Below are 21,382 nucleotides of genomic sequence, written 5' to 3' on the forward strand. Positions count from 1 at the left end.
TCTCGGGCTGTCGGTTCGTACGCTCGATCCTACCGCCGTCGATGTGGGGGGCCGTCCGGGAGCGGCAGGAGCAGCGGGGTCGACAGTGGGGTGGACGGTCCGCCCACCCCACCGTCGTGCTACCGCGGCTCGGCGTACCGGCCGGGCTCCTCGTCGCGCACGCGACGGCGGCGCAGTCCCCACACCGTGGCCCCGGTGCCGACGAGCAGGACGCCGGCGAGGCCTGCGAGCCCGAGGCCCTGCGCGCCGGTGTAGGCCAGAGCGCCGGCCCGTGGCGGGGCGTCGCCGCCGTTCCCCGGGGCGCCGTCCCCCGCCGGTCCGGCACTCGGGCCGTCGGGTCCGGATCCGGCACCCGGCAGGTCACCGGGTGCCGGCGTCGCGGTCGCGTCCGGCCCGTCAGGCTCGCCCGGTCCGCCCGGTCCGCCCGGTCCGCCCGGCTCGCCCGGTCCGTCGGTGTCCCCGGGCTCGTCCGGGTCCCCGGGCTCGTCGGGGTCCCCGGGCTCGTCGGGGTCCCCGGGCTCGTCGGGGTCCCCGGGCTCGTTCGGGTCGACGACCCGGATCGGCACCTCGGGCGACTCCTCGCCGCCGTCGGGGTCGGTCGGTGAGGTCGCCGTCGCGATGTTCACGACGTCGGAGCCGTCCCCGGAGTACCCGGCGTCGAGCCGGGCCCGGAACCGGAAGGCGTGCTCCTGCCCGGGAGCGAGCTCGCCGGCACCGGTGCAGGTGACCCGCTGCCCCGCTGCCGTGCAGGCATCCCCGGAGCCGACGAACAGCAGCTGCTCCGGGAGGTCGTCGACGGCACCGACGTCACGTGCGGTCGACGGGCCGTCGTTCCGCGCCGTCACCGTGTACTCGACCTCGTCCCCCGGCGCGACCACCGCCGGGGCCACGCTCTTGTCCGTCGACACCTGCGCGATGGTCGTCACGGGTGCGGCGGCTTCTGACGTGTTGTCGGCGGGGTTCGTGTCGGACAGGCCCGGCGCCGCGGTGACCGTCGCCCGGCTCTCGAGCTGGCCGGCCGCGCCCGGGTCGAGCTGCCCCTCGACGGTGAACGTCGCCGCGGCACCCCGTTCGAGGCCGAGCGCGGTGTCCACGTCCCCGGTCCCCGCGGCATCACGGCAGCTGGACGGCCCCGGGACGCTGCACGTCCACGTCACGTCGTGCAGTTCGTCGGGGACGTCGACGCTGACCGCGCTCGGGTCGGACGCGTTGGTCCCGACGTTCGACGCGGTGACCGTGTAGTGCACGCGGTCCCCGGCGACGACCGGTGGCATGTCGTGCTCGATCCGCAGGTCGGCAGGCTGCGACACCCGGAGGGCGTCGATCTCGTGGACGCTGCGGTACGACCCCGTCGCCGCGGTGAACCCGAGCCGGAGGGTCGGCGGCAACGGAGCCTGGCCCGGCCCCTGCAGCTGCACGTGGTCGAGCACCGTTCGCGTCCCACCGCCGCGGAGTGTCAGCCGGACCGTGAGGGTGAGGCCGCCGTCGTCGGGCTGGAGCACCACCCGCACCCTCCGCGTCGTGGGGCTGCCGGTCGCGACGCCGCCCGAGACCTGGGCGTGCTGGACGAAGCGGTACCCGGTCGTGCCGTTCCCGGAGCCCCGGATGGTCACCGTGTCCGGCGTCCGACCGGGGCCGCTCTCGTTGAACGGCAGGGAGAAGTTGCCGTACTGGTCGAGGGCGACGGCCGCGAACGCCCCCGGAAGACCCGGCAGCGTGCACTCGTGGGCACCCTGGTTGGTCGCGGACCGGCACGAGTAGCCGAGCGCCGCTCCGTAGGCACCGACACCGGGCGCCACGGCCCCGTCGGACAGGGAGAGCAGCAGCCCGTCCGCCCCCTGCTCGTACGGCGTGTACATCGCGTAGTCGAACTCGATGTCGAGCCCCCGGTCCGAGGCGAACGCGTCGTCCATCGCCCAGGCGCCGGCAGCGTCGACGTCGGCATCGGTCAGGCGGAGTCGTCCGCCGACGATCCGCGCGTCGCCGCTCAGCGTGCCCCCGTCAGCCGAGGCGAAGCCGGTCGTCCAGGGGAACGGCAGGTCGTCGGCGGCCGCGGTCTGACCCGCTCCGAGCGGGACGACCGCCCCGATGCCGATGGCGATCAGGGCGGCCGCAGCCCACCGGCGGGGTCCACCGCGGCAGGTCCGTCGTGGTGTGGGAGGAGGTCCGGAACTCGTCGTGTCATGTGTCATGCCACGATCGTCGCGGGGTGGGACCGGGGCGACGGCGGACCGGGGCGGACCTGTGGAACGAAGCCCCGCGCCTCCCGACTGTGCAGGACGAGTCCGACGGGGTCAGGCCACCCACACCGTCGTGTACCCGGGCAGGTCGCCGTCCGTCAGCGGGGCCGACGTGACGACGACCGCACCCTCGGGCATGGGCACCGGCTCCGGCCCGAAGTTCGTGTACGACCGCCATCCGTCGTGTCGTGCGAACGCGACGACCGCGGGCGACGAGGTCTCGAGCCACTGCAGTTCCTCGCCCTGCTGCAGGCGGCTGCGGGCGGACAGCACCTCCCGGTAGAAGGACAGCGTCGAACCGGGCACCCGGTCCTCGGCCTCGACGCTGGACGCGCCGAAGTCCTCCGGCTGCGGCAGGTGCGGCGCCGCCCCGCCGAAGCCGAACGACGGTCCGGTCTCGGTCCAGGGGATCGGCACGCGGCAGCCGTCCCGGCCCTTGACGGTGTGTCCGGTGCGGAGCCACTTCGGGTCCTGCAGCTGGTCGTGCGGGATGGCCGGCGCCTCGTGCAGTCCGAGTTCCTCACCCTGGTAGACGTACGACGAGCCCGGCAGCGCGAGGACGAGCAGGGTCGCTGCCCGCGCGCGACGGAGTCCGCCCTCACGGTCGAGCGGCGGGACCTGCCCGTCGGACATCAGCCACTCGTCGGTGTCGGTGCCGTCGGGCAGGCCGTACCGGGTGGCGTGCCGGACGACGTCGTGGTTCGAGAGCACCCACGTGCTCGACCCGCCGGACGTCGTCGCCGCGTCCAGGTTCTGCTCGATCAGGGTGCGGAACGCGGTCGCGTCGAACGGTGCCTCGAGCAGGTCGAAGTTGAACGCCTGGCCGAGTTCGGTCGGCCGCGCGTAGAGGACCCGTCGCGGTGCGGGTGCCCACGCCTCGGCGATCGCGGCACGGGGCGGCGAGTAGCTGTTGAGCACCTTCCGCCAGGCGGCGAAGATCTCGTGCACCTCGTCACGGTCGTACAGCGGGTCCGACCCGTCGAGCGGCAGCTGCTGCTCGTTCGAGGGCCGGTACGGCTCCGACAGGTCCTTCGCCAGCCCGTGCGCGACGTCCACGCGGAAACCGTCGACGCCGCGGTCCGACCAGAAGCGCAGGGTGTGCTCGAAGTCCTGGTGGACCTCCGGGTTCGTCCAGTCCAGGTCGGGCTGCTCGGGTGCGAACAGGTGCAGGTACCACTGGCCGTCCGGCACGCGGGTCCACGCGCTGCCGCCGAAGTTCGACACCCAGTCGCTCGGCGGCTGCTCGCCGTCGGGGCCGGCGCCCTCGCGGAACACGTAGCGCGCCCGCTCCGGCGAGCCGGGGGCCGCGGCGAGCGCGGCGCGGAACCACTCGTGCTGGTCGGAGGTGTGGTTCGGCACCAGGTCGACGATGACGCGGAGGTCGTGCTCGTGTGCGGCGTGGATGAGCTCGTCGATCCGCTCGAGCGAGCCGAGCTTGGGGTCGACGTCGCGGTAGTCGGCGACGTCGTACCCGCCGTCGGCGAGGGGCGACGGGTAGAACGGCGACAACCAGATCGCGTCCACGCCGAGTTCCGAGAGGTAGGGCACGCGGCTCGTCACGCCGGCGATGTCGCCGATGCCGTCCGCGTCCGAGTCGGCGAAGCTGCGCGGGTAGACCTGGTAGACGACGGCCTGCCGCCACCAGTTCGGGTCGGTGGTGCGGGGCGTGTCGCTCGGCGTGCGTCTCGGGGTCACCTCGCCGACACTACCGACGGCTGCTCCGCGTGCCGGGAGGCCCGGGACACGCCCGCCCCGTCAGCACGGGAATCCCGCGCGGGATGGACCGGTTGTCGGTCGGACCATCACGACCAGAAGGAACGTCATGACCCAGATCGTCGCCCTCGTGGGGAGCCTCCGCGCCGGCTCCATCAACCGCCAGCTCACCGAAGCCGCCGTCCAGCACGCTCCGGAGGGCATCGAGCTCTCGGTGTTCGACGGCATCGTCGACCTGCCCTTCTACAACGAGGACATCGACGGCGACACCCCGCCCGCCGCAGCGGTCGCGTTCCGCCAGGCGATCGCGGACGCGGACGGCCTGCTGCTCGTCACCCCCGAGTACAACGGCACGATGCCGGCCGTGCTGAAGAACGCGCTCGACTGGGCCTCGCGTCCGTTCGGCGCCTCGCCGATCTCCGGCAAGCCGCTCGCCGTCATCGGTTCGGCCTTCGGCCAGTACGGCGGCGTGTGGGCACACGACGACGCCCGCAAGGCCGCCGGCATCGCGGGCGCGAAGGTCCTGGAGGACGTCAAGGTCGCGATCCCGCAGTCCGTCGTCCGCTTCGCCGAGACGCACCCGCGTGAGGACGACGAGGTCACCGGCCTCGTCCGCGGCGCGCTGACCGCGCTCGCCGACGCCGCCGCCGCCGAGCCCGTCTCCGCGTAGGCAGCCCCTCGGCGCAGTCGACCCGACCGTCGCGACGGACCCGAACCGACACGACACCGGCGCCACCGGTGACGGACGGGAGGCGCCCCACCAGCGGGTGGGCAGCCTCCCGTCCGTCGTCCCTGGGCGTCCGCCGGATCGCTCGACAGCCTGGTCACCAGACGGATTAGCATCATCGGATGACGACGCAGGAGATCTCGGAGCCGTCCGGCTACTGGTTCCCGGACGACGACGCCACCCAGCGCGGTGTCGCCGTGCTGAACGCCCTGCGTCGCTACCGGGCCTCCGAGACCGCGATGCGCCGCCGGACCCGCGACTCGATGGGCATGGGCGAGACCGACCTGCTCGCCGTCCGCCACCTGCTGCAGGCGCAGCGGGCCGGCCGGTCGGTGAGCCCGAAGGACCTGTCCGCGTACCTCAGGATCTCGTCCGCCTCGACCACGATCCTGGTCGACCGCCTGGTGAAGAGCGGACACGTCCGTCGTGAGCCGCACCCCACCGACCGTCGTGGGCTCATCATCGTGCCGACCGTCGAGACCGACGCCGAGGTGCGCGCCACGCTCGGCATCATGCACCGCCGCATGATGCAGATCGCCGAGGGGCTCTCCGCGACCGACGCCCGGGTCGTCGCGATGTTCCTCGAGGAGATGCGGGTGGCCGTCGACCGGGTCGACCCGCCCGTCGTCACGCACTGACGGCCGGTCGGGCTGCACGGACGACGGTTCCTCGACACCCACTGGGAACTCCTCGTCGCCGAGCGCGTAGACCAGAAGGGTCAGTCCCGCGAAGAAGGAGTCGTCACATGCACGCATCGGACAAGCTCGCCGCCAACCTCCAGAAGGTCCTCGTCGACCTGATCGACCTGCACCTGCAGGGCAAGCAGGCCCACTGGAACATCCTCGGCACGAACTTCCGTGACCTCCACCTGCAGCTCGACGAGATCGTCGACGCCGCTCGTGAGTTCGCCGACGACATGGCGGAGCGCATGCGCGCGCTCTACGCCGTCCCGGACGGCCGTTCCGCGACCGTCGCTGCCGGCACCCACCTCGACGCGTTCCCCGACGGCGAGGTGCTCACGCACGACGCCATCGACCTGGTCACCCTGCGCCTCTACCAGGCCACCGCGACCATGCGCGACGTGCACGACGAGGTCGACGACGAGGACCCGACGACCGCCGACCTGCTGCACGGCTTCATCGAGCGCCTCGAGCAGCTCGCCTGGATGGTCAGCGCCGAGAACCGTGCCCCCCGGACGCCGCTGGCGAGCGCGACGACCGCCGCGGTGGCCGAAGCCTCCGAGCACGAGTAAGTCCGGGTCGCACGTGGACCTCGGGATCCAGGGCAAGACCGCACTCGTCTTCGGCGGTGACTCCGGCATCGGCTGGAACACGGCGCGCATCCTCCTGGCGGAGGGTGCCACCGTGGTCGTCACCGACATCGACCAGAGCCGGCTCGACACCAGTGCCGACCAGCTCGAGGCGCCCGTCGGCAGACTGCACGCGTTCGCCGCGGACGTCCGCAGCGCCGAGAGCCTCGCGGCGCTGCACGGCAAGGTCCGTGACGCCGTCGGCGAGATCGACATCCTCGTGCAGTCCTCCGGCGTCACCGGCGCCCAGGGCATGTTCCACGAGATCGACGAAGCGGGCTGGCAGGAGACGCTCGACGTCGACCTGATGGGCCCGGTCCGCATCACCCGCGAGTTCATCGCGGACCTGCGGAACGGTGGCTGGGGTCGGATCGTCTACCTGGTGTCCGAGGACGCCACGCAGCCGTACGACGACGAACTGCCCTACTGCGCCGCGAAGGCCGGGGTGCTCTCGTTCGCCAAGGGACTCTCCCGCTCCTACGCGAAGGAGGGGTTGCTCGTGAACACGGTCTCCCCCGCGTTCATCCACACGCCGATGACCGACGCCATGATGGACAAGCGGTCCAAGCAGCTGGGCACCTCGTTCGACGAGGCGATCACGAGCTTCCTCGACGAGCAGCGCCCGTACATGGAGCTCAAGCGTCGCGGGGAGCCGGAAGAGGTCGCGAACGTCGTCGCGTTCCTCTGCTCCGAACTCGCCAGCTTCGTCAACGGCTCGAACTACCGCGTCGACTCCGGCTCGGTCGCCACGATCTGACGGAGGAACCATGACCGACCACCGCTACCTCATCGTCGGCGGCGGCATGGTCGCCGACTCCGCTGCCCGCGGCATCCGCGAGCTCGACCCCGACGGCTCGATCGGGGTCATCAGCGAGGACGTCGACCGTCCGTACGCCCGTCCGGCGCTGTCGAAGAAGCTCTGGACCGACCCGGACTTCAGCTGGGACGAGAAGGTCGACCTGCACACCGAGGAGACCGGGGCGTCGTTCGTCCTCGGCACCCGAGTCACCTCGATCGACCGCGGCGCCCACACCGTCACGACCGACGACGGCACCGTGGTCGGGTACGAGCGGCTGCTGTTGGCCACCGGCGGGCACCCCCGTGCCCTGCCGGGCCTCGCACCGTCCGACCGGGTGCTCAGCTACCGCAGCGCCGCCGACTACCGGACGCTCCGCCGGCACGCTGACGCCGGTGCGCACGTGGTCGTCGTCGGCGGCAGCTACATCGGGACCGAGATCGCGGCCGGGCTCGTCCAGAACGGCGCGCGTGTCACGCTCGTCACCCCGGACGACGTCCTCGGCGGGCACATGTTCCCGGCCGGGTTGGCCGCCGCGTTCCAGCAGCGCTTCGTCGACGCCGGTGTGGAGGTCCTGACCGGCCGCCGCGTCGAGTCCGGCGAGGAGACCGTGGACAGAGTGACGCTGACGCTCGACGACGGATCCGCCGTCACGGCGGACGCCGCCGTGGCCGGTCTCGGCATCGACCCGGCGACCCAGCTCGCCGAGGACGCCGGCCTGTCCGTCGACGACGGCATCACGGTGTCCGCGACGCTCGCCACCGACGACCCGGTCGTCTTCGCCGCGGGCGACGTCGCGTCCTACCCGGACCGGCTGCTCGGCACCCGCCGCGTCGAACACGTCGACAACGCCCAGCAGCAGGGGCGTCAGGCGGGTCGCAACCTCGCGGGTGCGGGCGAGACGTACGACCACACGCCCATGTTCTACTCGAACGTCTTCGACCTCGGGTACGAAGCCGTCGGCGTCGTGTCGTCCTCGCTCCGCACCGTCGAGGACTGGGCCGAACCGGACGTCACCGGCGTCGTCTACCACTTGGACGACGACGACCTGGTCGCCGGCGTGCTGCTCTGGAACGTCCCCGGCAAGACCGACGAGGCCCGGAAGGTCCTGGCCGAGGCGCACGCGCTGACGCCGGACACCCTGCCCGGCCTCATCACCGCGGACTGATCGACGTCGTCCGCCGGATCCGGCGGTCGTGGACGGCCGGAGGCCCGTGCCCGGTTCTCCGGAACCGGTCACGGGCCTCCCGTCGGTCCACCCGTGGAGCGTGGTCAGAACGTGCGGCGGTCACCGCCGCGCTCCGGCGCGACCGTCTCGACGACCTCGTCGCGCGCACGCGGGTCCACCGGGATCCCGTCGTGGTCGGCCATCGCCACGGCGTGCGCGGACTTCGCGGCCTCGAGCTGCTCGTCGTCCCCCTTCGCCATGCCGATCAGCTCCATGAAGCGTGACTTGACGACGAGCAGCCGGTCGGTCGGACCGAGCCGGTCGAGGTCGGTCGCGGTCGAGTCGTCCCGGACGCGTTGGAGCGACGAGACGCCGCGGCCGGACAGCCGGCCGTCGACGTGGGCGACGGCGAGTCGCGCGACCGCGTCCGCCTGGGCGTGCATGACCGAGTGGGCGCCGTCCACGACCTCGCGGAGGACGCCGTACGGCAGGGCACGGGCCAGCTGCCGGACCCAGGAGCGCGGCACGAGGGCGTCGTGCTCGCCACGGACGACCAGGGTGTGCGCCCGGACGTCGGCCACGCGGTCCTCGATCGGGTACGCGATCATCTTCGGCAGGACCTTGCCGAACCAGTGCCACCCGCACAGTGCGTAGGCGGTGATCGCGTGCCAGCGGACGGCAGCGGGTTCGTGCACGGCGGACCGCAGGAAACGGAGCGCGGCCTTCGGGACGGACCGTGCCGCCGGGTCGAGGACCGGGCTGATCAGCACCAGGTCGGAGATGTCGGGGCGCCGGGCCGCGACCTCGACCACGACCTGCGTCCCCATCGAGTGGCCGATGAGCACCGGGTCCTGCAGCCGCAGGTCGTCGATGACCTTCTCGACGGCGTCCGCGTACCGCTCGATGGACACGCGGCCACGGAAACGCGGCACCCCCGCGAACCCGGGCAGGTCGAGTGCGTGCACCGGACCGTTCTCGTTGAGGTGCGGCGCCAGCCGCTCGTAGTACGTCGACGCGATGCCGAGGCCCGCGACCAGCACGAAGGCACGGTCGCCGGGTGCGCCGATGGAACTGACCCGGACGTAGGTGTGGTCGACGGCGATGCGGTCGACCTGCACCTCGACGTCGGCGTCGTCGGCCCGGGCGAGTTCGCCGGCCGGGTCGGGTGCGCCGGGCGGGACGGGACGACCCGGGTGGTGCTCGTCGTGCATGGGCGCTCCTCGCGGTGGCTGGCGGTCGCCCAGGCTACCGCGGGCATCCGACCGTCCGCGGACGGCGCGCGTCCGCCAGGCCCGGTCCTCAGCCGGCGAAGGGGAACGCCGGACGACCGTGCACGCGGGTCGGGACCGCGAAGACCGAGCCCGAGTGCGGGAACCGCTCGAGCTGCTCCTCGGTGAGGTTCTCGCGTGCCGTCCCGACGAGCAGCAGGGACATGTCCGTCCCACCGAACGCCACCGAGGTCACGTTCGGTGCCGGGACCTCCACCGTCTCGAGGTGCGTGCCGTCCGGTCCGTACCGCTCGACCTTGCTCTCGCCGTAGATCGCACCCCAGAAGCAGCCCTCGTCGTCGCGGACGAGCCCGTCGTGCGCGGCACCGTCGATGAACGGCTCGAGGTCCCCGAGCACCCCGTCCGGACCGTACACGGCCCGGTAGATCGTGTTCGTGTCGGTGTCCGTCACGTACATCTCGGAGCCGTCGTCGTTCCACTCCATGCCGTTGGTGGTGCCGAACCCACTCCGGAGGACCGACACCGAGCCGTCCGCCGCGAACGCGTACAGCGCCCCCGCCGGTGGGCCGTCCGTCGGGTCCATGCTGCCCACCAGGAAGCGACCGAACGGATCGCACTTGCCCTCGTTGAAGCGCATCTCGTCGTTCGCGTGCACGACACTCGCCAGCTCACGCTCGACGTGGCCGTCGGCGTCCGTCAGCACCACCGTGTCGTCCTGGGTGGCGATGAAGCCCCCGCCCACGCGCGGCTGGAAGGACGGCAGCGGCGGGTCGAGCTGGGTGGTCTGCAGCACCCGTCCGTCGGCGTCCGCCGTGGTGAGCGTGCCGTTCGGGATGTCGACCCAGCGGCCGACCCCCTGCGCCGGATCCCAGACGATGCTCTCCGCCAGGGTGGCGCGGACGTCACTGAACACCCGCGCCGGGCCGGCGGTCGCGCCCTCGGTCACCGGGTCACGCTCCCTGCTCGACGTTCCGGCGGAGCACCAGGAAGCGCGAGCCGTACGCGTCGATGCGCAGCGGGAAGCTGCACAGGTCGTCGACGGTGCCGAGCTCGCTGTGGTCCGTGGCGTCCACGACCGTCGCACCGTGTGGCAACGACTCCGACCGGATGGTGCCGTCGAGCGCGGTGTCGGTCATGTTGAGCACCGTGATCTGCACGACGGGCTCCCCGGACTCGTCGGTCGTCTCGAGCTCGTGCACCATCACGAGCATCCCGCGGTGGGCGACCTCGGGGACGTCGACCTGGCGGGCTGAGGCGATGCCGTACTCGGTCCGCACACGCAGCAGTTCGCCCAGCCGCGACGCGAACGAGTCGGGCGACTCGAGCTGTTCCGGCAGCGGACCGTAGAGCGAGCGGGCCCGCGGCATGCCGGAGGCCGACCGCTCGGTGTCCGGGGCGACGCCGAGCAGGTCGTGCGCGCCGCGCTCGATCCACCGGGTGTCCCCCTCGGCGATGAGGTCCGTCACGAGTTCCTGCGGCACGGTCAGCGACCCGAGCAGGTCCCAGCCGGACATCGCGAAGACGCCGGGCTGCCAGGCGTTGAACGCCGCGAGCAGCAGGTGGGCGTCGCGGATCTGCGGCACGTGCTCGTCGGCGATGTCGTCGAGCGTGGTGTGCCCCTGGGTGGCCGCGATGAGCGACGCCGTCGTGCAGGCGATGCCGTTCGTGGTGAAGACCAGGTTGTAGTCGGCGGCGTCACCGGTCAGCGCCTCGGTGAGGTCGGCGCGGATCCGTTCGGCGAGTGCCCCACCCCGGGTCTCCTCGCCGTGGAACGTGTAGAGGTCGTCCTGGTGCAGGGTCGCCCAGTGCACGAGCTCGTAGGTGAGCTCGTCGTGGTTCTGCATGCCGTGCACCAGGCTGACCGGCTCGACGCCGAGCTCGAGCGAGGTGCGGAGCGTCAGGCGGAGGAACTCGGTGTCCCCGGTGGCCAGGGCGTGATGGTACGCCGGACGGTTGATGAAGTCGTAGGACAGGTCGGCACCGACGGCTCCGGTGTCGCGGATGTCCTCGATCGTCAGGTTGAGCTCCTGGAACGTGAAGCCGCCGACCTTCCGGACCATGCCGGCGATGACGTGGTTCGCCGCGTGGGAGAGCGGGTGGCCCTCGGACCAGCCGGGAGCACCCTCGGCGCTCTTCTCGACACCGAGGAACCCGTTCGCGTCGAGCCGGAGTGCGCTCGTGCCGAGGTCGCCGAGGGAGTGCAGGGCGTCGCCGATGACCAGGCGCATGCCGGCGAAGGTGGGGTCGAGCCAGTTGACCGACGGCTGCCCCTCCTTGAAGTAGTGCAGGTAGACCCAGCGGCGGGTGGTCCCGTCGACGCCGACGACCGGCGCGGTGACGCTCCAGTTCGTCTCCTTGACGCCGGGCTGGTGGAAGATCACGCGCTGCAGCTCGCCGATGATGTAGCCGCGTTCGGCGAGCGCGGACTCGGTCGCCGCGTCGAGGTTCACGGAGTCACGGTGCTCGGGCACGGTGGGCAGCAGGTGCCACTCCTCCGGCGGGATCTCGACCATGTGGTAGATCCCGGGGTAGTCCTTGAACGCCATCTCGGCCAGGCGGAAGTCGGCGCCCTTGCCGGTGTGTCCCGGCACGATGTCGTCGATGATGCTGCCGCCGTGCTCCTCGGCGACGTCCGTCATCCGCTGGAAGGTCTCCTCGTCGCCGAACGTCGGGTCGATCTGGGTCCCGATCCGGTCGAAGTGGCCGTCGACGCTCGGGGTCTCCTGCCAGCCGCGGATGCCGCCGGCCCGCTTGACCGGGCCGGTGTGCACGCCGTTGATGCCGATGCGCTCGAACGCGGTCCACAGCTGCGGGTCGGCGAGCGCCGTCAGGAAGGACTCGCCGTCGCGGGTGATGAGCGAGATCGGGTACGCCGTGAACCACACGTCCGAGGTCGACACCGCACGGCGGGCGTCGGGTCGGGCGTACGGGTTGCGCCACATGGCGGGTGTGCCCGAGAGCGTGCGGCTGAGGACGTCGGCGTCCTTGAGCATCGACTGCCGGACGAGCCACTCGATGTACGCCGGGTTCTCGCCGTTGGCGGCGCGGGGGTCCGAGAACCGGCGCTGCAGGCTGCCGCCGCGGAGGTTCACCCGGGGCCGCAGTCGACGGGGCCTGGCCGGGTACAGCTGCTCGTCGTACGTGATGTCCGGCGCGACCGGAGCCGTGTCGTCCTCGTCCCCGGCGGTGCCGTCCGGGACGTCGACGTCCCGTTCCGGGATCCCGCCCACGGGCAGCCGTTCACCGGTCAGCTGCTCGTCCGCGATGCGCTCGTCGGTCCGGGGTGCGTCGTCGTCCATGTCCACGCCCCACACGCTAGTCACGCGTCCCCGGGGACGGTGCCGGGTCTGTGCTCAGACGGCGTGTCCGGGCCGGGCAGCGGCGTCGTGGGTGACGGGAGCCGCGTGCGCGCCCTGCCCGGTGCGCACGATCGGCACCGAGTCGCTGGTGGTGCGGAGCGACTCCTGCCGCAGTTCGAGCTGGGTCACGGCGAGCGCCGCCAGGTCGCGCAGGTTGGCCATGTCGGCCTCGTCGGCGGTGCGCGGCCGGGAGTCGAGCACCGCCAGCGTGCCGACGGTCACGCCGTCGTGCCGGACCAGGGGGACGCTGACGTAGAAGCGGATGCCGAGCGGCCCGGTGACGAGCGGGCTGTTCCGCATCTCCGGGTGGGTGGAACCGTCCGGGATCACGACCGGCACCGGGACGGGGGCGAAGCCGTTCCGGAAGGTGATGCTCCGCGCGGACTTGTCGACACCGTCGGCGACGTACGACTGCGACCACTCGCGGTCCTCGTCGAGCACCTCGATCAGGGCGATCGGGGCGTCGAACAGGCGTGCGGCCATCTTCGTGGTCCGCTGCAGTGCCTCCTCGGGGAGGACGTCGAGCGTGGCGGGCCGCGACGTGTCGGGTCGTGTCGTGCTCGGGTCCGGCACCGGCCGGGAGGCGCTCCCACCGGTGGCCGGACCGCCCCCGGTCGACGACGTGGTCGCGCCCACCGCACCGGACCCGGGCGCGACGCCGGCCGGCGTCGCGTCGGCGGCAGGGGCCTCCGCGGTGTCGGTGATGACGACGTGCCGGAGGAGCGCGACCAGCTCGGCACCCACCGGCCGCTCGCGCGGGTCCTGCGCGGTCATCGCGGCGAGGGCGTGCTTCCAGTGGTCGGGCAGCGGTTCGGGCACGACGGGGTCGCGGGAGAGTCGGGCGAGCGCGGACTCGACCAGCGAGCCGGGGAACTCGCGCCGCCGGGTGAAGCACTGCAGCAGCACCAGGCCGAGCGAGTAGACGTCGCTCGCCGGGCCGACGTCCGCGCCCCGGGCCTGCTCGGGGCTGAGGTAGGCGGCGGTGCCGGTCGTGACACCGTCGGCGGTCAGCCGCTCGACGCCGGCGGCGAGGGCGATGCCGAAGTCGGTGAGCCGGGCGCGGGCCCGGTCGGAGCCGTTGCCGTAGTCGACGAGCAGGATGTTGGACGGCTTGATGTCGCGGTGCACGACGCCCTGGGCGTGGATGTAGTCGAGCGCCTCGGCCATGTCGTAGCCGATCTCGGCGATGTGCCGCGAGGCGAGGGGGCCGAGGGCCAGCCGTTCCTCGAGGTCCTGGCCGTGCACGAGCGCCATCACGATGAAGCGCTGCAGCGTGCCGTGCCGGTCCTCGACCACGCCCGCGTCGAGCAGGCTGACGAGGTTGTGGTGGTCGAGCGCGGCCAGCACACCCTGTTCGGCCTCCTGGCGGGCGATGTCGACGATGCCCGGGTGGAAGAGCTTCACGGCGACCGGTCGGTCGAGGGACTCGTCCCACGCGTGGTGCACGACGGACATCCCACCCCGGCCGATGACCTTCTCCAGCCGGTAGCGGCCGGCCAGGACCTCAGGGTGCTCCCTGGGTTCGTCCGTCGGGGCCATGCTTCCTCGTCTTCGGTGGGGGCGACGCGCGTGGCGCGACGACTCATCGGGCGTGTCGCCGACGCGACGATGCATCATCGCACCGACGGGGCCTCGGGGATCGCCACCATCCCCTGTGCGCGATCAGATCCGCGCGTACCGGGCACGCACGAAGCTGTAGAGCCCGAACGCGGCGAACCCGAGCCCGACCACGACGAGCACGACGGACCCGCCGGGCATCGAGCGGACGGCGTCGAAGGCCCCGTCGAGGCCGGTCGCCTGGTCCGGGTCGCTGCGGAACCCGGCGACGGCGATGAGCACGCCGACGATGACGACCGCGACGCCCTTCGCGATGTACCCGAGCGTGGCGAGGACGGCCACGGTCCGGCGCACGGACTCCGGCTGCGGGCGGAGGTTCTTCTTCCACGACCCGCGCAGGCCGATGACGACGAGTCCGACCCCGATGGCGATCGCGACGGCCGCGACGAGGAGCAGGAGCACGACACCGCCGGGCGTGGCCAGGGCGGTGGCGGCGGCGCTGCGGCTCGACCCGGTGGAGCTCTTGCCGGCGCCGAGGGCGTAGCTGGCGGACGAGTACGCGATCGCGCCGTACACGACGGCCTTGCCGGCGTTCTTCGCGCGGGCGAGCCAGGCGCGGGCGTCGTCGGTCCGGCCGCCGACGACGGCCTCGACGACGAGGCGGATGGTCAGCGCGGCGGTGCCGATCGCGACGACCCAGAGGAGGAACACCCCACCGGGGACGGACGCGATCTGCGCGAGCGCTCCGGACTGGTCGGTGTCGCCGGACTGCGACCCCTGTGCACCGCTGCCGGCCGAGGCGTTGCCGATGCCGAGCAGCACGGCGAGGTAGCCGATGAGCAGGTGCACGATGCCCGTCCCGACGAAGCCCGCGCGGGCCGTGGTCTCGAACCAGCGGCTGTCGGCGACACGGCGCGCCTGTCGTCCGGTCTCTCGGGCTGCGTCCTGGGCGGTGTCGGTCACGGCTCCGAGCTTGCCCGGTCCCGACGCTCCTGTCCGAGCACCCGCTTTGGATATCACATTCGACATGTGTTCAGTCGGGTCGCTCATCCTTGCGGGACCGCCGTCAGCCCGACGGACTCGCCCCCTCTCCAAGGAGCATCATGCAGAAACGCACCACCCTCGCGGCCGCGGCCGGCCTCGCTCTCGCCCTCGGCGCACCGCTCATCGCCTCCGTCCCTGCGACCGCCGCGACCCTGACCGCACAGACGTCGGCCTCCGCTTCGCAGACCCAGACCCAGACCCTCTACACGCCCTTCGTCCGGTCCGTCGACGGCGTGTGGGGAGAGATCACCAACGACGAGGACGGCGCTGAAGCCGATCTCTTCACCTTCGAGGGGCACACGGCGTCGCGGACCGCCGAGGTGCTCATCCCCGGCGCCGGTGGCCTCGTGCACGCCGAGCAGCGCGTCGACGGCGGATGGCGCGAGGTGGCCACGTTCGACCTCGCCGGACAGGGCGACCACGGTCAGCTGCAGCTGACCGTCCCGCAGGACGAGGGCTACGTCGAGTACCGCCTCTTCGCGACGGACCACCAGGGCAACCGCTCGGGGTCCCGCACGTTCTACGTCGTCGAGTACTGAGCACGACCCCCTCCCCCGACCCACCACTGAAGGAAGCACGCACGTGGAGAAGCAGTCCACCACCCTCATCGCCGCCGCCGGCCTCGCCCTCGCGCTCGGTGCCCCGCTCGTCGCCTCGATCCCGGCGAACGCGGCCGTCCAGCCGTCGCCGACCACGTCGAGCAGCGCGGTCACCACCGGCATCGGCGCGCACGTGTTCTCCGGCGGGAAGCTGGAGATCACCTCGAGCACCATCCACGACGGCGTGATCACCGTCACGGGCAAGTCCGCGTTCCCGGACAAGGACATCGAGATCGCCGCCGGTGCCGGATGGGTCGCCGTGGGCAAGACCGACGAGACCGGCCGCTTCGACGTCAGCCTGGACGTCGCGAACTCCGGCGGGTACGAGATCCGCTTCGGCAAGCGGGTCACTCCGACCCTCTTCGGGAAGGCGTACCAGGCGCTCTGGTACGGCACCCCCGTGTCCTGACCCCGCGCTTCCAGCTGACGGACGGGAGGCCCGTGGCGGACTCCGCCACGGGCCTCCCGTCCGTCTGCCCACGCGGGTCAGTCCCCCTTGACGTTCACGATCTGCCGCAGCGTGTGCCGAACCGTGACGAGGTCGGCCGCGTCCGCCATCACCTGGTCGATCGGCTTGTAGGCCGCCGGGATCTCGTCCAGGAACGCGTCGGTGTCCCGGTACTCGATGCCGGCCATCGCCTCGCGCAGCTGCTCGTGCGTGAACGTCCGTCGTGCCGCCGACCGGGAGTACGAGCGCCCCGCACCGTGCGGTGACGACTCGAGCGACGGCTTGTTCCCCCGCCCGTCGACGACGTACGACGCCGTGCCCATCGACCCCGGGATCAGCCCGGGCTGTCCGGCCCTCGCCTGGATCGCGCCCTTCCGGGACACCCACACGGCCTTGCCCCAGTGCGTCTCACGCTGCGTGAAGTTGTGGTGGCAGTTGATGCGCTCGAGCTCCTGCACCTCGGTGTCGACCACCTCGGCGAGCTGTCGGACGACGCGGTCCATCATCTCCTCGCGGTTGAGCAGGGCGAAGTGCTGCGCCCACCCGAGTTCCGCGATGTACCGGTCGAACTCCGACGTGCCCTCGACGAGGTAGGCGAGATCGGGGTCCGGCAGTTCGATCCACCACCGCTCCATGGCCTGCTTCGCGACCGCGATGTGCCGCTGCGCGATCTTGTTGCCGACACCACGGGAGCCGGAGTGCAGGAACAGCCAGACGCGGTCCGCCTCGTCGAGGGAGACCTCGATGAAGTGGTTGCCGGACCCGAGCGTGCCGAGCTGGTTCCGCCACCCGGCGAGCACCTCCGTCGGGTCGAAGCCGGCGTCGACGGCCAGCGCCTCGAGTTCCGCGACTCGCGGTGCCGCGGTGGCGACGACGGTCCGGTTCGTGGCGCCAGCGGACAGCGGGATCGCCTGCTCGATCGCCTCGCGGAGCGGCCGCAGGTCCTCCGGCAGGTCCGAGCGCGAGAACTGCGTGCGGACGGCGATCATCCCGCAGCCGATGTCGACGCCGACGGCCGCGGGCATGACCGCGCCGAGGGTGGGGATGACGGAGCCGACGGTGGCGCCGAGCCCGAGGTGTGCGTCGGGCATCAGCGCGAGGTGTGGGAACACGAAGGGCATCCGCGAGGTCGTGCGGGCCTGCTGTTCGGTCTGCTCCTCGAGCATCGACGCCCAGGAGAGGAGTCGGGCGGTGATCTTCTGCATGGTGGGTCCCTGTCGGACGACGTCGTGATGACGGTCCGCCCGTCCGGGCAGAACCGAGCACCATAGCGCGATCGCGACACCCGGCGCAAGCGCGCACCGCCTGCGCCGGCGCCACACGGCCCGGGGTACGTGCCGTGTGCCGCACGTCGAGCCGCTACGGGCACGATGGAGGCATGACCGAACGGACACGGGACACCCCCGACGCCACCGAGAACGAGGAGCGCACCGACGGGTACGTCCCGCTCCGCTCCTACGGCGCGATCGGCGACGGTCGGACCGTGGCGCTCATCGCCCGCGACGGCCGCATCGACTGGCTCCCCATCCCCGCGATGGACTCACCGCCCGTGTTCGCGAGCATCGTCGACGCCGAACACGGCGGACACGTGGCACTGCGACCCGTCGAGGACGACTCCGAGGTGTCCCGCGCGTACATGCCCGGAACGAACGTCCTGGTCACGACCTGGACGACCCCCTCCGGGAAGGTCACCGTGACGGACGCGATGGTGACGGGGGTCGCGGGCCGCCTGCCGTGGGCCGAGGTCGCCCGATGCGTGCAGGGCGTCGAGGGCACGGTCGAGATGGAGTGGGCCGTGGTGCCCGGGACCCTGCTGAACACCGCAGAGCCGAAGCGCCTGGACACCGGCAACGGAACCGTGATCGGCATCGACGGTGTCACGATCGCGATCGTCGAGCAGGGCTTCGACCCGGTGCACGACGACGGCCCCCGGTTCTCCGGCCGGTTCGTCACCGCGGAGGACTCGAAGCACATCCTCACCATCGTCGGCACCCATGACGAACCGATCTTCATGCCGCAACCGGAGAACGCCCTCGCGGCGATGGACCGGACGATCGCGAACTGGGAGGCCTGGTCGGAGGAGTTCTCCTACGACGGGCCGTGGTCCGAAGCCGTGCAGCGGAGCGCCCTGGCCCTGAAGCTGCTCATCTACGCACCCACCGGCGCGATCGCCGCCGCACCGACCACGAGCCTCCCGGAGGACCGCACGGGCGGGAAGAACTGGGACTACCGGTTCGCCTGGGTCCGCGACCTGTCGTACACGGTGCACGCCCTCGCCCGCTTCGGCCTGCGCGAGGAGACGCACGCCGCGGTCTCGTGGGTGATGCGCACGATCGCCGAGCACGACGAGGGGATGCCGATCTTCTACGGCCTCGACGGCTCGAAGACCGACAGCGTCGAGGAGCGCGACGTCCCCGGCTGGAACGGCATCGGTCCCGTCACCATCGGCAACCGGGCCGGCGACCAGCTGCAGCTCGGCGTCTGGGGCGACGTCTTCGCGATCCTGCAGCAGTACGTCCGGGCCGGGAACGTGCTCGACCGGAAGACCGCCGCGGTGCTGCAACGCCTCGCCGACGACGCCTGCCACCGCTGGGAGGAGGCGGACTCGGGCATGTGGGAGCTCGAGGACACGCAGCACTACGTGACGAGCAAGATCGGCTGCTGGCAGGCACTCGACGCCGCCGTCGAACTGCACGACGCCGGCATGATCGACGGCCCCCGCGACAAGTGGATCGAGAACCGCGAACTCATCGAGCAGTGGGTCAGCGACAACGGTTGGGACGAGGAACGCGGGCACTACGTGATGTACCCGGGCAGCGACGCGCTCGACACGTCGATCCTGCTGCACGCGATGAGCGCCTTCGACCGTGGGCCGCGCATGCAGTCGACGATCCGGGCGATCGAGGAGCAGCTGCAGCGCGGCCCGCTCGTCTACCGCTACTCCGGCATCGAGGACGAGGAGTCACCGTTCGTCGCGTGCTCGTTCTGGCTCGCCGCTGCCATGGCCTGCACCGGCCGGTTGGACGACGCCCGCACGCTCATGGACGAGATGGTCGATCAGGCGAACGACGTCGGCATCTTCAGCGAGATGATCAGCGAGGATGGCGCGTTCATGGGCAACATCCCGCAGGGGTTGTCGCACCTGGCCCTCATCCAGGCCGCGCTGACCATCGAGGAGGTGGCGGCCGACGGCGCGTGACGCCCCCGCCGGCCCGTCCGCTCACGCCAGGGTGATCGCGACCAGGCCGGCGACGCCGATCAGGTACATCACGACGACGACGAACGAGTCGACGCCCATCCCGACGATGCGGCGCTGCGGCCGGAACACGAGCCCCACCGCGTAGACGAGGGTCAGGAGCGCGGCAAGGGCCGTCAGGTACACGTCACTCGCGTTCGCCTGCGGCAGGACCGCCTTGCCGGAGAGCACGGTGGCGACGAGGAACAACACCGGCAGGAAGGCGTTGCCGCCGAAGATGTCGGACACCGCCAGGTTGTCGTCGCCCTGCTTGACGGCCTGGAGGCCCGTGGAGATCTCCGGCAGGCTCGTCGCGAGGGCCAGGACGGTCGCCCCGAACAGCACACCGGACAGCCCGATCTGACCCGACGCGGCATCGCCGGCCTGTTCGAGCACGACACCGGCGACGAGGGTCGCGAGGGCGGACACGGCGAAGACGATCGCCGCCTTCCGCGTGCTCATCGGCTTCGGGTCCTGCTTGCGGGTGCGGTGCCCGGCGGCGTGCGGGCTGGCGTCCGGAGCGTGGCCGCTCTCGTGCCAGGGCAGGCCCTTGCTCGCGCGCTGCACGAGGAACAGGCCGACGAGCCAGATCACGGCGATGAGCACGACGTCCGGGGTCAGCCGGGCGACGACCAGGTCCGGCGGCAGCTGACTGCCGGCGATGACGACGGCGAGCACGGCAACGACGACGACCGCCTCGAGCACCAGGGTCAGCGACGCCGCGCGGTAGGTGATCGGCTTGACGCCCTTCCCGCGCTTGCCGAACGCGTCGAGGACGGCGATGACGACGGTCTGCAGGGCGATGCCGCCGAGGATGTTGCCGGCCGCGACCTCGATCGAGCCGGAGATCCCCGCACTGACGGTGATCGCGATCTCCGGCAGGTTCGTCGCGACGGCCAGCACGATGAGCCCGCCGAGGGCGCTGCCGAGGTGCAGGCGGGCGTCGAGGACGTCGGTGGTCTTGGACAGCTGGATGCCGGCGATCCAGATCACGGCGGCGCCGGCCACGAAGACGAGGACGAGCAACCAGAGAGGCAGGGATTCCACGAGGGTGACGATGGACCACGACGGCTGGGTCCACCTCCGGGCCGGGCACGCTGGGTGGTGGTGTCGGGTGCCCGGGGCATCATGGACGGACGATGAACGACGTCGACGCCCGGATGGACCGCCTGCGGAAGGCCGCGCGGTACCGGTACCAGCAGCTCGTGGACAGCGAGGTCGAGCGGGGATCGCTCGACCCGGACGAAGTGCGTGCAGAGCGCGAGGAACGGCAGCTGCTGAAGGCCGCCGACGTCGCCGCCCACGCCCGGGCACGGATCGCGGAGGCCGAGCGCCGCGGGGTGTTCGAGGGCAACCCGTACCACGGCAAGCCGCTGCCGGGGCTCGACGGCCAGCACGACCCGGACTGGTGGATCAAGTCGAAGATCGAGCGTGAGGACATCCGCGGCATCGCCCCGCCGGCCCTCGCCCTGCGGACCGAGGACGCCGAACTCGACGACCACCTGGACGCACTCTCAGTGGAGTCCGACGTCCGGGACGTCCTCGTCGACTTCAACGCCCGTGTGAAGGAGGCCCGACGGCAGCTCCTCGGCGGACCGCCGGTGGTCACGCGGATGCGTCACGTCGACGCCGAGGTCGCGCGTTGGCGGGACCGACGCCAGGCCCGGGCCGCGTCCGCCGCGTCGGCTGCGGCCGCGCACGCGGCCGAGACCCGACCGTCCCGGTGGTGGCGCCGGCGCGGATGAGGTGACCCGGGCCTCCCGTCCGCTGCCGTGCCGCGTCCGGGGACGTGAGAACGCCGCCTCGGGGTGTTCCCGGGGCGGCGTTCTCGTGGTGGTGCGTGCGTCTGGTGACGCGGGGGGTGTTACTTGATCTGGGCGGTGATGGTGGCGGTGCCGACCAGGAGGCCGCCCTTGACGGCGTCGGTCTTGAAGGTGTCGTCGAGCAGCTTCGCGGCG

Annotated in this window: 18 protein-coding genes; 9 read left to right on the top strand and 9 right to left on the bottom strand. The window is 72.0% G+C overall.

Annotation, left to right across the window (positions count from 1 at the left end):
• Positions 1 to 119 precede the first annotated feature (119 nt).
• Positions 120 to 2,192, bottom strand: coding sequence for a DUF11 domain-containing protein (locus tag E9228_RS08430; protein ID WP_166780088.1), 2,073 nt, complete (start codon positions 2,190 to 2,192; stop codon positions 120 to 122).
• Between the two features lie 102 nt (positions 2,193 to 2,294).
• Positions 2,295 to 3,935, bottom strand: a complete 1,641-nt coding sequence (locus E9228_RS08435; RefSeq protein WP_166780089.1) for an alpha-amylase family glycosyl hydrolase — start codon at positions 3,933 to 3,935, stop codon at positions 2,295 to 2,297.
• Between the two features lie 127 nt (positions 3,936 to 4,062).
• On the opposite strand from E9228_RS08435, the gene E9228_RS08440 reads away from it, so the two are divergent.
• From E9228_RS08440 to E9228_RS08460, 5 genes are all read left to right on the top strand, one after another.
• On the top strand, positions 4,063 to 4,623 hold the full coding sequence (locus E9228_RS08440; RefSeq protein ID WP_166780090.1) for an NADPH-dependent FMN reductase: 561 nt from the start codon (positions 4,063 to 4,065) through the stop codon (positions 4,621 to 4,623).
• 179 nt (positions 4,624 to 4,802) lie between these two features.
• Positions 4,803 to 5,318 carry a MarR family winged helix-turn-helix transcriptional regulator gene (locus E9228_RS08445; RefSeq protein ID WP_166780091.1) on the top strand — a complete coding sequence of 172 codons (516 nt, stop codon included), beginning with the start codon at positions 4,803 to 4,805 and terminating at the stop codon, positions 5,316 to 5,318.
• A gap of 107 nt (positions 5,319 to 5,425) precedes the next feature.
• Positions 5,426 to 5,932: a Dps family protein gene (locus tag E9228_RS08450; protein WP_166780092.1), complete on the top strand. Its 507-nt coding sequence runs from the start codon at positions 5,426 to 5,428 to the stop codon at positions 5,930 to 5,932.
• Between the two features lie 13 nt (positions 5,933 to 5,945).
• Positions 5,946 to 6,746 (top strand): SDR family oxidoreductase, encoded by an 801-nt coding sequence (locus tag E9228_RS08455; RefSeq protein ID WP_166780093.1) that lies wholly within the window; start codon positions 5,946 to 5,948, stop codon positions 6,744 to 6,746.
• 10 nt (positions 6,747 to 6,756) lie between these two features.
• Positions 6,757 to 7,953 carry an NAD(P)/FAD-dependent oxidoreductase gene (locus tag E9228_RS08460; protein ID WP_166780094.1) on the top strand — a complete coding sequence of 399 codons (1,197 nt, stop codon included), beginning with the start codon at positions 6,757 to 6,759 and terminating at the stop codon, positions 7,951 to 7,953.
• A 104-nt stretch (positions 7,954 to 8,057) separates the two neighbouring features.
• Here E9228_RS08460 and E9228_RS08465 read toward each other — a convergent pair whose 3' ends face one another.
• The 5 genes from E9228_RS08465 to E9228_RS08485 form a co-directional block, all read right to left on the bottom strand.
• Entirely contained in the window at positions 8,058 to 9,164 is a 1,107-nt protein-coding gene (locus E9228_RS08465) for an alpha/beta fold hydrolase (protein ID WP_166780095.1), read from the bottom strand.
• 88 nt (positions 9,165 to 9,252) lie between these two features.
• On the bottom strand, positions 9,253 to 10,128 hold the full coding sequence (locus E9228_RS08470; RefSeq protein WP_166780096.1) for an SMP-30/gluconolactonase/LRE family protein: 876 nt from the start codon (positions 10,126 to 10,128) through the stop codon (positions 9,253 to 9,255).
• A 4-nt stretch (positions 10,129 to 10,132) separates the two neighbouring features.
• A complete protein-coding gene (gene treS, locus E9228_RS08475) occupies positions 10,133 to 12,481 on the bottom strand; it encodes a maltose alpha-D-glucosyltransferase (protein WP_166780181.1) in 2,349 nt (782 codons plus the stop codon).
• Positions 12,482 to 12,535: 54 nt separating this feature from the next.
• Positions 12,536 to 14,080 (bottom strand): protein kinase domain-containing protein, encoded by a 1,545-nt coding sequence (locus tag E9228_RS08480; protein ID WP_166780097.1) that lies wholly within the window; start codon positions 14,078 to 14,080, stop codon positions 12,536 to 12,538.
• A 123-nt stretch (positions 14,081 to 14,203) separates the two neighbouring features.
• Positions 14,204 to 15,061, bottom strand: a complete 858-nt coding sequence (locus tag E9228_RS08485) for a DUF1206 domain-containing protein (protein WP_166780098.1) — start codon at positions 15,059 to 15,061, stop codon at positions 14,204 to 14,206.
• 140 nt (positions 15,062 to 15,201) lie between these two features.
• Between E9228_RS08485 and E9228_RS08490 the strand changes: the two genes are divergently transcribed.
• Both E9228_RS08490 and E9228_RS08495 read left to right on the top strand, forming a co-directional pair.
• Positions 15,202 to 15,681, top strand: coding sequence for a hypothetical protein (locus E9228_RS08490; RefSeq protein ID WP_166780099.1), 480 nt, complete (start codon positions 15,202 to 15,204; stop codon positions 15,679 to 15,681).
• A gap of 43 nt (positions 15,682 to 15,724) precedes the next feature.
• Positions 15,725 to 16,150: a hypothetical protein gene (locus E9228_RS08495; RefSeq protein ID WP_166780100.1), complete on the top strand. Its 426-nt coding sequence runs from the start codon at positions 15,725 to 15,727 to the stop codon at positions 16,148 to 16,150.
• A gap of 77 nt (positions 16,151 to 16,227) precedes the next feature.
• Here the strand turns inward: E9228_RS08495 and E9228_RS08500 are convergent, their stop codons facing one another.
• Positions 16,228 to 17,394, bottom strand: a complete 1,167-nt coding sequence (locus E9228_RS08500) for an RtcB family protein (protein ID WP_166780101.1) — start codon at positions 17,392 to 17,394, stop codon at positions 16,228 to 16,230.
• Positions 17,395 to 17,567: 173 nt separating this feature from the next.
• On the opposite strand from E9228_RS08500, the gene E9228_RS08505 reads away from it, so the two are divergent.
• The gene (locus E9228_RS08505; protein WP_166780102.1) at positions 17,568 to 19,388 is read left to right on the top strand and encodes a glycoside hydrolase family 15 protein; all 1,821 of its coding nucleotides are present in this window, start codon (positions 17,568 to 17,570) and stop codon (positions 19,386 to 19,388) included.
• A 21-nt stretch (positions 19,389 to 19,409) separates the two neighbouring features.
• Here E9228_RS08505 and E9228_RS08510 read toward each other — a convergent pair whose 3' ends face one another.
• The gene (locus tag E9228_RS08510) at positions 19,410 to 20,471 is read right to left on the bottom strand and encodes a sodium:calcium antiporter (protein WP_166780103.1); all 1,062 of its coding nucleotides are present in this window, start codon (positions 20,469 to 20,471) and stop codon (positions 19,410 to 19,412) included.
• A 92-nt stretch (positions 20,472 to 20,563) separates the two neighbouring features.
• Between E9228_RS08510 and E9228_RS08515 the strand changes: the two genes are divergently transcribed.
• Complete coding sequence (locus tag E9228_RS08515; protein WP_208385629.1) at positions 20,564 to 21,169, top strand: DnaJ family domain-containing protein; 606 nt, start codon at positions 20,564 to 20,566, stop codon at positions 21,167 to 21,169.
• Positions 21,170 to 21,382: the final 213 nt, after the last annotated feature.

This window comes from Curtobacterium salicis (genome assembly GCF_011759505.1).
Taxonomy (GTDB): domain Bacteria; phylum Actinomycetota; class Actinomycetes; order Actinomycetales; family Microbacteriaceae; genus Curtobacterium; species Curtobacterium salicis.

Bases quoted from the DNA above. Each gene is read 5' to 3' on its own strand.
- E9228_RS08430 (WP_166780088.1), bottom strand. From the start codon at position 2,192: ATGACACATGACACGACGAGTTCCGGACCTCCTCCCACACCACGACGG.
- E9228_RS08505 (WP_166780102.1), top strand. From the start codon at position 17,568: ATGACCGAACGGACACGGGACACCCCCGACGCCACCGAGAACGAGGAG.
- E9228_RS08490 (WP_166780099.1), top strand. From the start codon at position 15,202: ATGCAGAAACGCACCACCCTCGCGGCCGCGGCCGGCCTCGCTCTCGCC.
- E9228_RS08440 (WP_166780090.1), top strand. From the start codon at position 4,063: ATGACCCAGATCGTCGCCCTCGTGGGGAGCCTCCGCGCCGGCTCCATC.
- E9228_RS08515 (WP_208385629.1), top strand. From the start codon at position 20,564: ATGAACGACGTCGACGCCCGGATGGACCGCCTGCGGAAGGCCGCGCGG.
- E9228_RS08460 (WP_166780094.1), top strand. From the start codon at position 6,757: ATGACCGACCACCGCTACCTCATCGTCGGCGGCGGCATGGTCGCCGAC.
- E9228_RS08465 (WP_166780095.1), bottom strand. From the start codon at position 9,164: ATGCACGACGAGCACCACCCGGGTCGTCCCGTCCCGCCCGGCGCACCC.
- treS (WP_166780181.1), bottom strand. From the start codon at position 12,481: ATGGACGACGACGCACCCCGGACCGACGAGCGCATCGCGGACGAGCAG.
- E9228_RS08450 (WP_166780092.1), top strand. From the start codon at position 5,426: ATGCACGCATCGGACAAGCTCGCCGCCAACCTCCAGAAGGTCCTCGTC.
- E9228_RS08480 (WP_166780097.1), bottom strand. From the start codon at position 14,080: ATGGCCCCGACGGACGAACCCAGGGAGCACCCTGAGGTCCTGGCCGGC.
- E9228_RS08500 (WP_166780101.1), bottom strand. From the start codon at position 17,394: ATGCAGAAGATCACCGCCCGACTCCTCTCCTGGGCGTCGATGCTCGAG.
- E9228_RS08445 (WP_166780091.1), top strand. From the start codon at position 4,803: ATGACGACGCAGGAGATCTCGGAGCCGTCCGGCTACTGGTTCCCGGAC.